Source organism: Gleimia coleocanis DSM 15436, from assembly GCF_000159015.1.
In the GTDB taxonomy this organism is placed as follows: Bacteria; Actinomycetota; Actinomycetes; order Actinomycetales; family Actinomycetaceae; genus Gleimia; species Gleimia coleocanis.
Window position 1 is genome coordinate 54350 of sequence record NZ_DS999544.1, and the last position, 12712, is coordinate 67061.

At 51.9% G+C, this 12712-nt stretch carries 7 protein-coding genes; 5 read left to right on the forward strand and 2 right to left on the reverse strand.

The features are described from left to right. Positions 1 to 173: 173 nt before the first annotated feature. The gene (gene cysS, locus HMPREF0044_RS04520) at positions 174 to 1634 is read left to right on the forward strand and encodes a cysteine--tRNA ligase (RefSeq protein ID WP_040312974.1); all 1461 of its coding nucleotides are present in this window, start codon (positions 174 to 176) and stop codon (positions 1632 to 1634) included. 126 nt (positions 1635 to 1760) lie between these two features. On the opposite strand, the gene HMPREF0044_RS04525 is transcribed toward cysS, so the two are convergent. Together HMPREF0044_RS04525 and rlmB are read right to left on the reverse strand one after the other, a co-directional pair. After that, complete coding sequence (locus HMPREF0044_RS04525) at positions 1761 to 2645, reverse strand: hypothetical protein (protein WP_006546940.1); 885 nt, start codon at positions 2643 to 2645, stop codon at positions 1761 to 1763. Positions 2646 to 2862: 217 nt separating this feature from the next. Further along, positions 2863 to 3831 (reverse strand): 23S rRNA (guanosine(2251)-2'-O)-methyltransferase RlmB, encoded by a 969-nt coding sequence (gene rlmB / locus HMPREF0044_RS04530; protein WP_006546941.1) that lies wholly within the window; start codon positions 3829 to 3831, stop codon positions 2863 to 2865. A gap of 123 nt (positions 3832 to 3954) precedes the next feature. On the opposite strand from rlmB, the gene HMPREF0044_RS04535 reads away from it, so the two are divergent. The 4 genes from HMPREF0044_RS04535 (at position 3955) to HMPREF0044_RS04550 (ending at position 12485) form a co-directional block, all read left to right on the forward strand. After that, positions 3955 to 5346 carry a Na+/H+ antiporter family protein gene (locus HMPREF0044_RS04535; protein WP_040312977.1) on the forward strand — a complete coding sequence of 464 codons (1392 nt, stop codon included), beginning with the start codon at positions 3955 to 3957 and terminating at the stop codon, positions 5344 to 5346. 266 nt (positions 5347 to 5612) lie between these two features. Continuing rightward, positions 5613 to 7106, forward strand: coding sequence for a sodium/proline symporter PutP (gene putP, locus HMPREF0044_RS04540; RefSeq protein ID WP_006546943.1), 1494 nt, complete (start codon positions 5613 to 5615; stop codon positions 7104 to 7106). A gap of 218 nt (positions 7107 to 7324) precedes the next feature. Continuing rightward, on the forward strand, positions 7325 to 10882 hold the full coding sequence (locus HMPREF0044_RS04545; RefSeq protein WP_006546944.1) for a proline dehydrogenase family protein: 3558 nt from the start codon (positions 7325 to 7327) through the stop codon (positions 10880 to 10882). Between the two features lie 316 nt (positions 10883 to 11198). Beyond that, the gene (locus HMPREF0044_RS04550) at positions 11199 to 12485 is read left to right on the forward strand and encodes an adenylosuccinate synthase (protein WP_006546945.1); all 1287 of its coding nucleotides are present in this window, start codon (positions 11199 to 11201) and stop codon (positions 12483 to 12485) included. Positions 12486 to 12712: the final 227 nt, after the last annotated feature.

The window sequence follows — 12712 nt, forward strand, 5'->3', positions numbered from 1 at the left end:
CTAATTCTAAATGACTCTTCCACCAACAATCAGCCAAACACCGGAGCGTAACACGCCAATCTCACCCACCACAGCGTGTTACGCTCCGAAAACCCAAACAAATGGGGAAGAAGAATCGGCGTGTTACGCTTCGGCGGTAGAAGAACACCAGCAAAAACCGTTACCCTAGAAACGTGAATCTTCATTTATACAACTCAAAAACCCGTACCGTAGAACCACTGACCCCCGTACAGGAAGGCCACGTCGGCATCTACCTATGTGGAGCAACAGTTCAAGGAAGCCCACACATCGGACACATGCGCTCAGCCGTCGCCTTTGACACCCTCATCCGCTGGCTCAAGCGCAACGGAATGAAGGTCACCTACGTCCGCAATATCACCGACATCGACGACAAAATTCTCCGTAAATCAGCTGAAGTTGGCGAACCATGGTGGGCATGGGCAGCGAAATTTGAACGCGAATTCAGTGCCGCCTACGATGCTTTAGGACTACTCCCAGCAACCTTCGAACCACGCGCAACCGCGCACATCACCGACCAGCTGAACCTCATCAACCGTCTAATTGAACGCGGCCACGCCTACGCCGACGGACAAGGAAACGTCTACTTTGACGTACATTCCCTGGACGATTACGGTTCACTAACCCGCCAAGACCTGGCGAATATGCGCACCACCGAAGACGAATCCCAGATTGACTCCGCCACCGAAGCAGGGAAGCGTGACACGCGGGACTTCGCCCTCTGGAAATCTGCAAAACCAACCGAACCAACTACCGCAGCCTGGGATTCCCCATGGGGACGCGGCCGCCCCGGCTGGCACCTAGAATGCTCCGCCATGTCCGAACGCTACCTGGGTGAAACATTCGATATTCACGGTGGCGGCATCGACCTGCGCTTCCCACACCACGAAAATGAGCAAGCACAATCTCACGGAGCTGGCTGGGGATTCGCAAACCTATGGGTACACAACGCTTGGGTTACCCTCAAAGGTGAAAAAATGTCTAAATCACTGGGGAATTCTCTGGTAGTGGCAGATATTTTAGAAACTGTTCCAGCCCCCGTGTTACGCTTCGCGTTGGGAACCGTACATCACCGTTCCACTGTTGAATACGGTGAGGAAACCCTCGCAGCAGCACAGGCAGCTTGGGATCGTTTGGCAGGTTTCGTAGTCCGCGCAACCCAACTACTGGCAGAAAACCAGGTGGCAGAAATTTCCGAGGGCGAACTGGCACAACACCCATTGCCAGAGGCTTTCGCAGCTGCAATGAATGACGACTTGAACGTAGCTGGTGCACTAGCATCAGTATACGAGCGCTTAAAAGCCGGTAACTCAGCATTAACTGCTGGCGATACAGAAACTGTGCGCGTAGCTTTATGCGATGTGCGCGCAATGCTATCAATCCTCGGTTTAGACCCAGCCTCCACGCAGTGGGCGCCGTTCGTTTTCGGTAACGGTTCTTCTAATAATGGAGCGCAACACGCCCTGGACACCCTCGTATCCGCAGTTATTGAGGAACGTGCGCAAGCACGCGCTGATAAAGACTGGGGTCGAGCAGACGCACTGCGAGACCGCTTAACAGTTGCGGGAATCGTAGTTGAAGACTCAGCTGACGGAGCTCGCTGGCACTTGGCCTGATTAACTAATAGTTTTAGGGGAGCGTAACCCGCCGAAGAAGCAGTGTAACTGCGTGACTTCGGCGTGTTACGCTCCGCTTTTACATGAGAGGTAGCTCCCTCGGGAAAATCCTTTAACCCAAAAGGCTTAAACTTTGCGTAACCAACGTGGGCGAGCAATGCCCAGCCGCGCACAAACCAAATCCACTAACTGCGGATCCCAAAACTCATCCGTACAAAACCGCACCACTTGCCAACCTAAACGGCGAATCTGCTTCGCGCGATACTTTTCCTTCAACTTAAACGGATCAGCAACATACTTTCCCTGGCCGTCCGCTTCCAAAACCGTACCTAAGCGCGGTAGCGCACCATCCGTATAGTATGTGGTTCGACCTGTATTAATCGGAAACTGCTGGGTATATGAAGTCTGGCGTAGCTGACGCATTACCACATGTAATACGGATTCCAACGGCGACTCCGAACCAGCAGAAAGTAGCCTAATCCGACGTAAAACCCGTGCCTGATAATAGTCAGAAATGTAGGTTCGCGTGTAGTACTCCAATATTCCGCGCACGTATGCTTCGCGGATTTCTTGGGCTTCATCCGGGGTGCGACGGGCTTCTACAAGGCATCGGAAAATAGCTTCCGCAGTTACGAAAGCTGCAAACGAGTTGCGTAGAGTTAGGAAATCAAGAAGCAGAAATGGGAGTGACAGTAGTGGCTGCTTGTCGATGAAAATTACAGCGTGGGGTGGGAAATCGCGGAATTTGCGGCGGACGGTGACTCCGTTTCCGAACTTGTCTTTTCCAACTACGGTGGTTGAAAACGTGCGTTGGCGGAAATAGACGAGTTGGATTTCTTGGGGGATGCTCCAAATTGGCAGCCCGTATATTTGTGCTGCTACATAGAGAGTGAGTGCTACTTTCGAGGGCGTTCGGTGCAACACTTCTTTGGCGAGCTGAAGTACTCGGCTGGGAGAGTGTAGGAGTGATGGCTGGTGGGGTTTATCGAGGTCAAAGTTGCGGGTTCTCATGTCTAAATCCTGGCAGTTACGGGGATTTAAGGACATGAGGTGGGATAAAAACTGTGGATAACTATATGGGGTGTAGTGTCCTGTGTACACGCCATTCGCAGCGTAACACTCTGTAGCGGAACACTAAACTAAAAGCGTAACTCGCCAAGATGAATCATCTTGGCGAGTTACGCTTTGAAAAGTCGCGGCTTAAGCCATTTGTAGTGGTGTCGGCGTGTTACGCTTCGGCGCGCTTAGAAGCAACTTCGTATAGTGCAATACCGGTTGCTACAGCAGCGTTAAGAGACTCTACTGCGGAAGAAATTGGAATGGAAACAATCTGATCGCAGGTTTCACGTACCAGGCGAGACAAGCCCTTACCTTCTGCGCCGGTAACTACTACCAGCGGACCGGTTGCTAAGTCCAGGTCGCGGAGGGAAACGTCTCCGCCACCGTCAAGACCAACTACGAAACAGCCAGCTTCTTTGAGTTCGCCTAATGCGCGGACTAGGTTGGTTTCCCGAGCGACTGGTACGCGAGCAGCTGCACCAGCAGAAACCTTCCAAGCAGCAGCGTTTACGGATGCGGAACGGCGTTCTGAAATGAGTACGCCGGTGATTCCGAAAGCACCACCGGATCGTAAAACTGCACCGAGGTTGTGTGGGTCGGTTACTTGATCTAGGGCTACGATCAGCGGAATTTGAGCGTTTTCTTTGGTGCGTTCCAGTAGGTCTTGTGCGCTGCAGTAGTCGTATTCAGGTACTTCAATGCCGATGGATTGGTGAGCGGATTCGCCGGATGCGTTTTCCAAGTCCATTTTGGTGACTTCGAGGACTGGCGCACCCAGGGCAGTTGCGGTGCGTACGACTTTGCCGATGCGTTCGTCGAGGGCATTTCCAGCAAGGAATACGCGGATAATATCGATACCGGCGTCGACGGCTTCGAATACGGCGTTGCGACCGACGATGAGTTCGTTGCCGGCAGCAATTTTAATGGAAGTGCGCGTGCGGTGTGCTTCCGCCTGTGCCTTCTTTTTTTCAGCGATTTCTTTTTCTACCTTGCGTTTGTGGGCTGCGTGGTAGACGCGGTCTTCAGCTTTCGGAGTTGGTCCTTTTGGTTTCAGTGCGCGACGAGAGTGTCCGCCGGTGCCTTTGAGTGGTCCTTTTTTCTTTTTTACGGAACGGCGATTAGCGTCATTTCCAGCCATTTTTGTGGGTTCTTTCTGATTTTGCGTATAAATATCGATTCTGGGTTTATTCTACAGTTCTGTTGCGTCCTTATGTTGGACAGGACCGGCTTTGCGGATTTTATCACCGTATTGTGTGCTTTTATGAATGCTGTTTTAGTTGCTGTGATTTTGATGCTGCTGTTGGCTTTGGCTCGCGTGCACGTGGTGCTGGCGCTTTTTATTGGTGCGTTAGTTGGCGGTTTGCTGGGGGGCTTGGGCTTTGATGGCACTATGTTGGCGTTCCAGGATGGTTTGGCTGGGGGCGCTAAGATTGCGCTTTCTTATGCGCTTTTGGGTGCGTTTGCGATGGCTGTGGCTGAGTCGGGGGTGCCGAATTTGTTGGCGGGTACTTTGATTCGCCGGATGGGTGCAGCGAGTTACGCTTCGGGGATTTCCGAGGGCGGTCGTTCAACTGTTTCCCATACTGAAGCGCAACACGCGGTGACGGAAACTAAGTGGTTGATGATTGGCGGCATCTTACTGATGGCGATTTTTAGTCAGAACCTGATTCCTGTGCATATTGCGTTTATTCCGTTGTTGGTTCCGCCTTTGTTGAGTGTGATGAATCAGTTGCGGTTGGATCGTCGTTTGATTGCTAGCGTTTTAACTTTTGGTTTAGTTACGACCTACATGTTTTTGCCGGTGGGTTTTGGCCAGATTTTCTTGCAGAATATTTTGCTGGGCAATATTAGTGATGCTGGTTTGGATGTGTCTGGCGTGAACGTTATGTTGGCTATGGCTATTCCGGCTGCGGGTATGCTGGTGGGGCTTTTGCTGGCGGTTTTCGTTTCTTATCGCCGCCCTCGGGAATATGCAAATCTGCCAATTGAGGGGGTTGCGAACGAGCCCGAGATTTCGAAGTATCGGATTACTTGGGCGGTGGTTGCGATTGTTGCGGTTTTCGTGATTCAGGTGGTCATGGGGCTGCTGGGTTCTAAGGCGGATGCGTTGCTGGTGGGTGCGCTGGTTGGCTTGGGTATTTTCTTGGTTTCGGGCGCGGTTAATTGGCGGCGTGCGGATTCAGTGTTTACGCAGGGTATGCGGATGATGGCGATGATTGGTTTCATTATGATTTCGGCGCAGGGGTTTGCGTCGGTTATGAATGCGACTGGTCAGATTGAGCCGTTGGTGCATAATGCGACGGCGTTGTTTGCTGGTAATAAGGCTGTGGCTGCGCTGGTGATGTTGCTGGTTGGTTTGGTGGTGACGATGGGGATTGGTTCGTCGTTTTCAACTTTGCCGATTATTGCAGCGATTTATGTGCCTTTGTGTGTTGCGCTTGGGTTTTCTCCGTTGGCGACGGTGGCTTTGATTGGTACGGCTGGGGCGTTGGGGGATGCGGGTTCTCCGGCGTCTGATTCTACTTTGGGTCCGACGAGTGGTTTGAATGCGGATGGGCAGCATGATCATATTCGTGATTCTGTGATTCCGACGTTCCTGCATTTTAATTTGCCGTTGCTGTTGGCTGGTTGGGTTGCGGCTTTGGTGCTGTAACACTTCCTCATAAGGTAAAGTTTTAGTAAAATAGAGTCAAATAAGAGCTAATTTTCAGCTTGAATCCAGATTAAAGTCCTAAAATGTATAACGATTAAATAACATCAGGTGTGATTTGTGAGATATCTGTAGCGCCCTCGGAAAGAATCTCGCTACTCTCACACCAAGAACAGTTTCGTATCACATAGGAAGTGAAGCCCTAAACGGAACAAAAATCGCGTTAAAACATACACTAGTAAAACAGCGAAAAACGAAAAGGAGGCAACATGGAAGCAACTACATTCCAAGCAATTGCCATGATCATCTACCTCGTAGCCATGATCATGATCGGGTTGCTCGCATACAACCGCACCAACGACTTGGATGACTACATGCTGGGAGGCCGCCAACTTGGCCCCGCAGTCGCAGCGCTTTCCGCCGGCGCCTCCGACATGTCCGGCTGGCTACTCCTGGGACTACCAGGCGCAATCTACCTAAACGGCCTGATTGAAGCCTGGATCGCAGTAGGTCTCACCATCGGCGCCTGGCTCAACTGGAAAGTCGTCGCCCCCCGCCTACGCGCCTACTCCCAAGTTTCCGGAAACTCCATCACTATCCCATCCTTCCTAGGATCACGCCTAAAAGACGAAACCAACATTATCCGCATCATCGCGGGCATTATCATCATGGTGTTCTTCACCTTCTACGTGTCCTCAGGCATGGTTTCCGGTGGCGTATTCTTTGAATCCTCCTTCGGAATGAACTACCACCTGGGAATGGTGTTAGTCGCAGCGATTACAGTTATGTACACCCTCATCGGCGGCTTCCTCGCAGTGTCATGGACCGACGTAGTACAGGGGCTGATGATGCTAATCGCGCTGGTCATGGTCCCAGTCGTGGGCATCATGCACGTGGGCGGGCCAGTTCAGCTTTACCATGAAATTAACGCGGTGCAGCCTGGTTTGCTTTCCCTTTTAGGATCCAAGGGCGTTCTGACCGGTGCCACCTTATTCGGTATCATCTCTGCGATGGCATGGGGTCTGGGATACTTCGGTCAACCACACATTATCGTGCGCTTCATGGCGTTAAAGTCTCCAGCGGAAGCCGAAGCAGCGCGACGTATTGGCATCGGCTGGATGTTGCTTTCCATCATTGGCGCCGGAATGACCGCCCTCGTTGGCGTCGCCGTCTACCACCACGATAAAGGACAGCTGCCAAACCACGAGGCTGTGTTCATTAGCCTGGGACAAATGCTGTTCCACCCTCTGATTGCGGGGCTGATGCTCGCAGCGATTCTCGCAGCGATTATGTCTACGATTTCTTCCCAGCTGCTGGTGACTTCCTCTGCAATTGTGGAAGATATTTACCGCGCTTTCACAAAGGAAGAAATTTCTTCTAATGATGGGATTCTCTACGGTCGTATCGCAGTAGGTATTGTGTCGGTGCTAGCTGCAGCCCTGGCGTGGGTGCGTAATGACACGATCTTGGGGCTGGTGGCTTTTGCTTGGGCTGGTTTCGGTGCATCTTTTGGCCCAACTGTTTTGTTGGCTCTTTACTGGCGTAAGTTCACTGCTTGGGGTGCTGTAGCTGGTATGGTTTCCGGCGCTGTTACCGTTGGCGTGTGGGGAAACCTTAAGGGCGGAATTTTCGAAATGTATGAAATCCTCCCGGGGTTCATCGTAAACGTCTTAGTGGCAGTGATTGTTTCCTATGCAACTGCTAAGAAGAACCCCGAGATTGAAGCTGAATTTGCTGAGGCTGAAAGGCTTCTCACCCAATAATTTTTCGGAGCGTAACACGCCGTAAACGTTGAGTCAGGCGTGTTACGCTCCGGTAATTTCAGGGCAGTTTTACTGCCTTATCAGCGTGTTACGCTTCGGGGGAAAACGGAAAAGAATCCGTGGAATAACCCTCGGAAAATAACAGAAAACCGCATAAGATAAAAGATATACAATCCGCGTAAACCAGCGGGGCAAACCCAATAACCGAAAGGAACATTATGAGCGAGCCAACGAAGACGCTTACAACTTTCGAAGAAATCGCCCAACGAGCTTTAGAGCGTGCTCGCCGCTGGGCAGACGCGTCCACCAAATACCCAATGGAATCCGCGGCGAAACTGCTGGCCAACGTCCTCGATGACCCAGATGGCCTGGACTACACGGTAGCTTTCGTAGATGGGGTAGTGCGCCCAGAAGACAAGGAAGTTGCCGCCGGGCACCTCGCTAAAATCGGCGCTCAAAATCCTGGCTTCCTACCTTGGTACCTGCGTACACCAGCCCTGGTAGGCGGAACTGTCGGCAAACACGTGCCAGCACTTTCCGTACCAGCTGCCCGTAAAGTCTTCGCTCGGCTAGTAGGTGACCTGGTCGTAGACGTAACCGACGCGAAGCTAGGACCAGCCATTCAGCGTCTGAAAGCAAACGGCGCTCGCCTGAACATGAACCTACTGGGTGAAGCTGTGTTGGGCGACAAAGAAGCTTCCCGCCGTCTGGAAGATACTATGCAGTTGCTGCAACGAGACGACGTAGACTATGTTTCCCTGAAGGTTTCTGCAGTAACTGGCCCACATAATGCTTGGGGCTACGACCAGGTGGTTAATCACGCGGTTGAACAGTTACTTCCTCTATACCAGTACGTGGCTGCTTCCGGTAAAGACAAGTTCATTAACTTGGATATGGAAGAATATCGTGACCTGAACCTCACTATCGACGTTTTTAAACGCATCCTTGACCGCCCAGAACTGCTGGGATTAGAAGCCGGCATCGTATTGCAGGCGTACCTGCCAGATACGTTGCTTTGCATGCAGGATTTGCAGGAGTGGGCGGCAGCTCGCCGCGCTCGCGGTGGGGCGCGTATTAAGGTGCGTGTTGTAAAGGGCGCTAACTTGGCGATGGAACGCGTGGACGCCCTCATGCACGGGTGGGAAATGACTACTTGGGATTCCAAACAGGCAACTGACGCGAACTACTTGCGTATCCTCGACTGGGCAATGCAACCAGAGCGGATTGAAAATATTCGTTTGGGCGTGGCTGGTCATAATCTTTTCACTGTGGCTGCGGCTTGGGAATTGGCATTGGAGCGGGGCGTTACCGAGGGTGTTGAAATTGAAATGCTTTCCGGTATGGCCACTCAGCAGGCTTCCGCCGTCCGAGAAGATGTCGGCAACCTGCTGCTGTACGTGCCAGTGGTTCACCCGGCAGAATACGATGTGGCCATCGCTTACCTGGTCCGTCGTTTGGAAGAAAACTCTGCTGACGCTAACTTCATGGCCTCTATTTTTGACATTGGCACTAACGTGGCTTCCTTTGATAAGGAAAAGCAGCGTTTCTTGGATGCAGTTGAACAAATGCAGGTAGAGGGTACTAGCCGCGTGGGCTCTAACCGCCAGCAGAATCGCCAGACTGAAACTACTGAGTCTCTTTCCGCTGAAGCGCAACACGCCGATGGTGCTTGGAAGTTCACTAATACCGCGGATTCTGACCCGGCTATGCGGGCAAACCTAGAGTGGGCAAAAGCCATTGCAGAGCGTATCCCAACTTCAAAGTTGGGCGTGAAAACCGCTGCAGAAGCAGAAATCACTGACCACGCTGAGCTGGATAAGTTCATTCAGAAGATTAAGCTGGGGGCTCGCGCTTGGGCTGCTAAACCAGCAGCAGAACGTGCTGATATTTTGCATAAAGTCGGTGTAGAAATCACTCGCCGTCGCGCAGATTTGATTGAAGTAGCTGGTGCTGAACTGGGCAAGGGACTAGACCAGGCTGACGTAGAAGTATCCGAAGCAGCTGACTTCGCGCACTATTACGCCCAGCAGGCCCTGGAACTTGAAAAAGTTAATGGCGCAGAATTTAGCCCAGTGGACGTAACCTTAGTTACCCCACCATGGAACTTCCCTCTGGCAATCCCTGCGGGTGGTGTCCTCGCCGCCCTCGCCGCTGGTTCCGGTGCGATTCTGAAGCCCGCCTCAGTTTCCAAGCGTTGTGGCGCCATCATTGCTGAATGTCTGTGGGCTGCCGGCGTACCAGCTGACGTATTCGGTTTAGTGAACGTCGGCGAAAAGGAGCTAGGTAAGGAACTGGTAACCGATAAGCGAATCGGACGCGTAGTTCTCACCGGCGGTGCAGAAACCGCGGAACTTTTCCGCTCCTGGGACCCAACTTTGAAACTGATGGCAGAAACCTCAGGTAAGAACTCCATCATCGTCACGCCATCTGCCGACCTGGACCTGGCAGTTAAAGACATTGTGAACTCTGCCTTCGGACACGCTGGACAGAAATGCTCCGCCTGTTCATACGCAATCCTCGTGGGCTCAGCCGGTTTCTCAAAACGCGTCCGTAACCAGATTGTCGATGCCGTGAAGTCTCTTAACATCGGCTGGGCAGATGACCTTTCCGTACAGATGGGGCCACTTTCAGTTGAACCAGGTGAAAAACTGATGCGTGGTTTGACGAAACTGGAACCAGGTCAGCGTTGGGTGGTTGAACCAAAGCAACTGGATGAAACCGGTCGCCTCTGGAGTCCAGGTGTGCGCGCAGGCGTAGAAGTCGGCTCTGAATACCACATGACTGAATACTTCGGTCCACTGCTGGGCATCATGCGGGTAGACACCCTGGAAGAAGCCATCATGGCGCAAAACCTCACTCACTACGGTCTAACTGCAGGCTTGCACTCTTTAGACGCTGAAGAAATTAACCTGTGGCTAAATAACGTGGAAGCCGGTAACGTCTACGTAAACCGCGGTATTACTGGCGCAATCGTGCAACGCCAGCCATTCGGTGGCTGGAAGCGCTCAGTAGTCGGTGAAGGCGCGAAAGCTGGGGGTCCAAACTACCTATTCGGTTTCGGCGAATTTACCGCCACCGAGCTGAAACCAGTTTTTGCAGAAGTAGAGCTCAAAGAACAGTTCACTGAATTACTTGCAGTGGCGGAAGAATACTTGGATAAGGACGCCCTCGAGAAATTTGTGAACGTAGTTAAGCACGACGCTGCCGTGACTGCGGAAGTATTCGACGCGCTGCACGACCCAAGCGATATCCCAGTGGAGCGTAACATTCTGCGTTACCTGCCAGCTGAAACCACGCTGCGCTTGGGTAAGGAAGCGGATATGTATCAGATTCTGCGTGCTCTCTCAGCTGCCATGGCAGTCGGTGGTTTTGCGTTCTTCGCGGAAGAAGAGGAAGCCTTCGCTCGCGTTGTTAACGGCGGTGGCCTGACTGAGATTGGTCTGGTCGTATCTGCTTGCGACTACCTGCCAATCAACCTTTCCGCGCTGCTTTCTAAGTACGGAATTCCAGTGATTGTAGAAAACCAGATACAGTTCCAGCGGCGCCTGTTGGAAGAGCACGGTTTGGGTGAACGCGTGCGTTTGGTCGCTGAAGATGGTGACGAGCTGCGTCGCGCCGTAGGTGGGTCCATTGATATTGCGATTTGGGATGGTCCGGTTACGGATGCTTCTCGGATTGAGATTCTGCCTTTCGTGCATGAGCAGGCTGTGTCGATTACGAACCATCGTTTCGGTAACCGCACTCCTCTGTCAGAGCAGGTGCTAATCGCCGACTAAACGGGGTTCCAGCTTCAGAGCGTAACACGCCGAAGTCGTTAAAACCCTAAATATTCAACGGAGCGTAACACGCCGCGGAGATTTTCTGCAGCGTGTTGCGCTCCGGATTGTTTTATAGAACGTGGCTTTTGTTTCTGGAGGGCGGCGCACAAAACACCACTTTGGTGAGTTACGCTCCAATAGGTGGAGCACCCATAGCGTCCCGTTTAAATAACAGGTAAAATCTGGGAAGTAGAAGCTCCATTTTCTGCACCGCGTTCAAAATGCAAACGCGGAAGTCTAGTTTTGGCTGAAATGCCAATTGGAGGAATCGAATATGCCAGCCGTGATTGTCGTAGGCACCCAGTGGGGCGACGAAGGTAAAGGTAAAGCAACCGACCAAATCGGTGCAGACGTTGACCTGGTGGTAAAGTTCAACGGCGGTAACAATGCAGGCCACACCGTAGTTGTAAACGGTGAAAAGTACGCACTGCACCTACTGCCAGCAGGCATCCTTTCTGAGGGTGTTACCCCAATTATCGGTAACGGCGTAGTAGTAGACCTGGAAGTCCTTTTCCAAGAAATCGAAGCTCTGGAAGCGCGTGGACGCGACACTTCTAAGCTCCGCATTTCCGCTAACGCACACGTAATTCCTTCCTACAACCGCGCTATGGACCGCGTAACTGAAAAGTTCCTCGGTAAGCGCCAGCTGGGTACCACTGGCCGTGGTATCGGCCCAACCTACGCAGATAAGATGAACCGTATTGGTATTCGCGTGCAGGATCTGTTCGACGAATCCATTCTGCGTCAGAAGGTTGAAGGAGCTCTCTCCAACAAGAACCACCTCTTCACTAAGGTTTTCAACAAGCCAGCTGTCGAAGTTGAAGAAGTAGTACAGGAGCTACTGGCATTCGCTGACCGCGTACGCCCAATGGTAGTTGACTGCTCCCTGGAAGTTAACAACGCTTTGGATGCGGGTAAGACTGTTCTATTTGAAGCTGGTCAGGCAACCATGCTCGACATTGACCACGGCACTTACCCATTCGTAACTTCCTCTAACGCTACTTCCGGTGGTGCGTGTACTGGTGCTGGTGTGGGTCCAACCCGCATTGACGCTGTTGTTGGTGTTACTAAGGCTTACGCTACTCGCGTGGGTGAAGGTCCGTTCCCAACTGAACTCTTCGGTGAAGAAGGTGAAGATCTGCGTGCTCGCGGTGGTGAATATGGTGTAACTACTGGTCGTCCTCGTCGTACCGGCTGGTTTGACGCAGTGGTTGGTCGTTACGCTACTCGCGTTAATGGCTTGACTGACCTGGTGGTTACTAAGCTGGATGTGCTCACTGGCTACGAACAGATTCCTGTTTGTGTTGCTTACGATGTTGATGGCGTGCGTTTTGATGAAATGCCTGCGGATCAGACTTCTTTCCACCATGCGAAGCCTATTTTTGAATACTTGCCTGGTTGGACTGAGGATATTACTCAGGTGCGTAAGTTTGAGGATTTGCCTGAAAATGCGCAGCGTTACATTGAATTCTTAGAGGAAATTTCTAAGGTTCGGGTTTCTGTGATTGGCGTTGGTCCTGGCCGTGAGGCTTCTATTGTTCGTCACGAGTTTTTGAAGTGATTTTTAACGTTTTCTGCGAAGCGTAACACGCTGAGCTTATAAATATTTATCGGAGCGTAACTCGCCGAAGTTATTACTTGTGTGTGTTATGCTCCGTTTTTTGTGGGAAATACTTGGGGGCGGAGTGTTACTCTTCGGGGACGAAGCTACAGATTGATTTTGGGAATCATTTTCATTAAGGTTGTAGGGGAGAAAAACAAACACGTCCAGCACCCACCAAAACCTTA

What these genes read in the sequence shown, in the direction of transcription:
- putP (WP_006546943.1), top strand. Translation starts at nt 5,613, where the DNA reads ATGGAAGCAACTACATTCCAAGCAATTGCCATGATCATCTACCTCGTA.
- HMPREF0044_RS04545 (WP_006546944.1), top strand. Translation starts at nt 7,325, where the DNA reads ATGAGCGAGCCAACGAAGACGCTTACAACTTTCGAAGAAATCGCCCAA.
- HMPREF0044_RS04525 (WP_006546940.1), bottom strand. Translation starts at nt 2,645, where the DNA reads ATGAGAACCCGCAACTTTGACCTCGATAAACCCCACCAGCCATCACTC.
- HMPREF0044_RS04550 (WP_006546945.1), top strand. Translation starts at nt 11,199, where the DNA reads ATGCCAGCCGTGATTGTCGTAGGCACCCAGTGGGGCGACGAAGGTAAA.
- HMPREF0044_RS04535 (WP_040312977.1), top strand. Translation starts at nt 3,955, where the DNA reads ATGAATGCTGTTTTAGTTGCTGTGATTTTGATGCTGCTGTTGGCTTTG.
- rlmB (WP_006546941.1), bottom strand. Translation starts at nt 3,831, where the DNA reads ATGGCTGGAAATGACGCTAATCGCCGTTCCGTAAAAAAGAAAAAAGGA.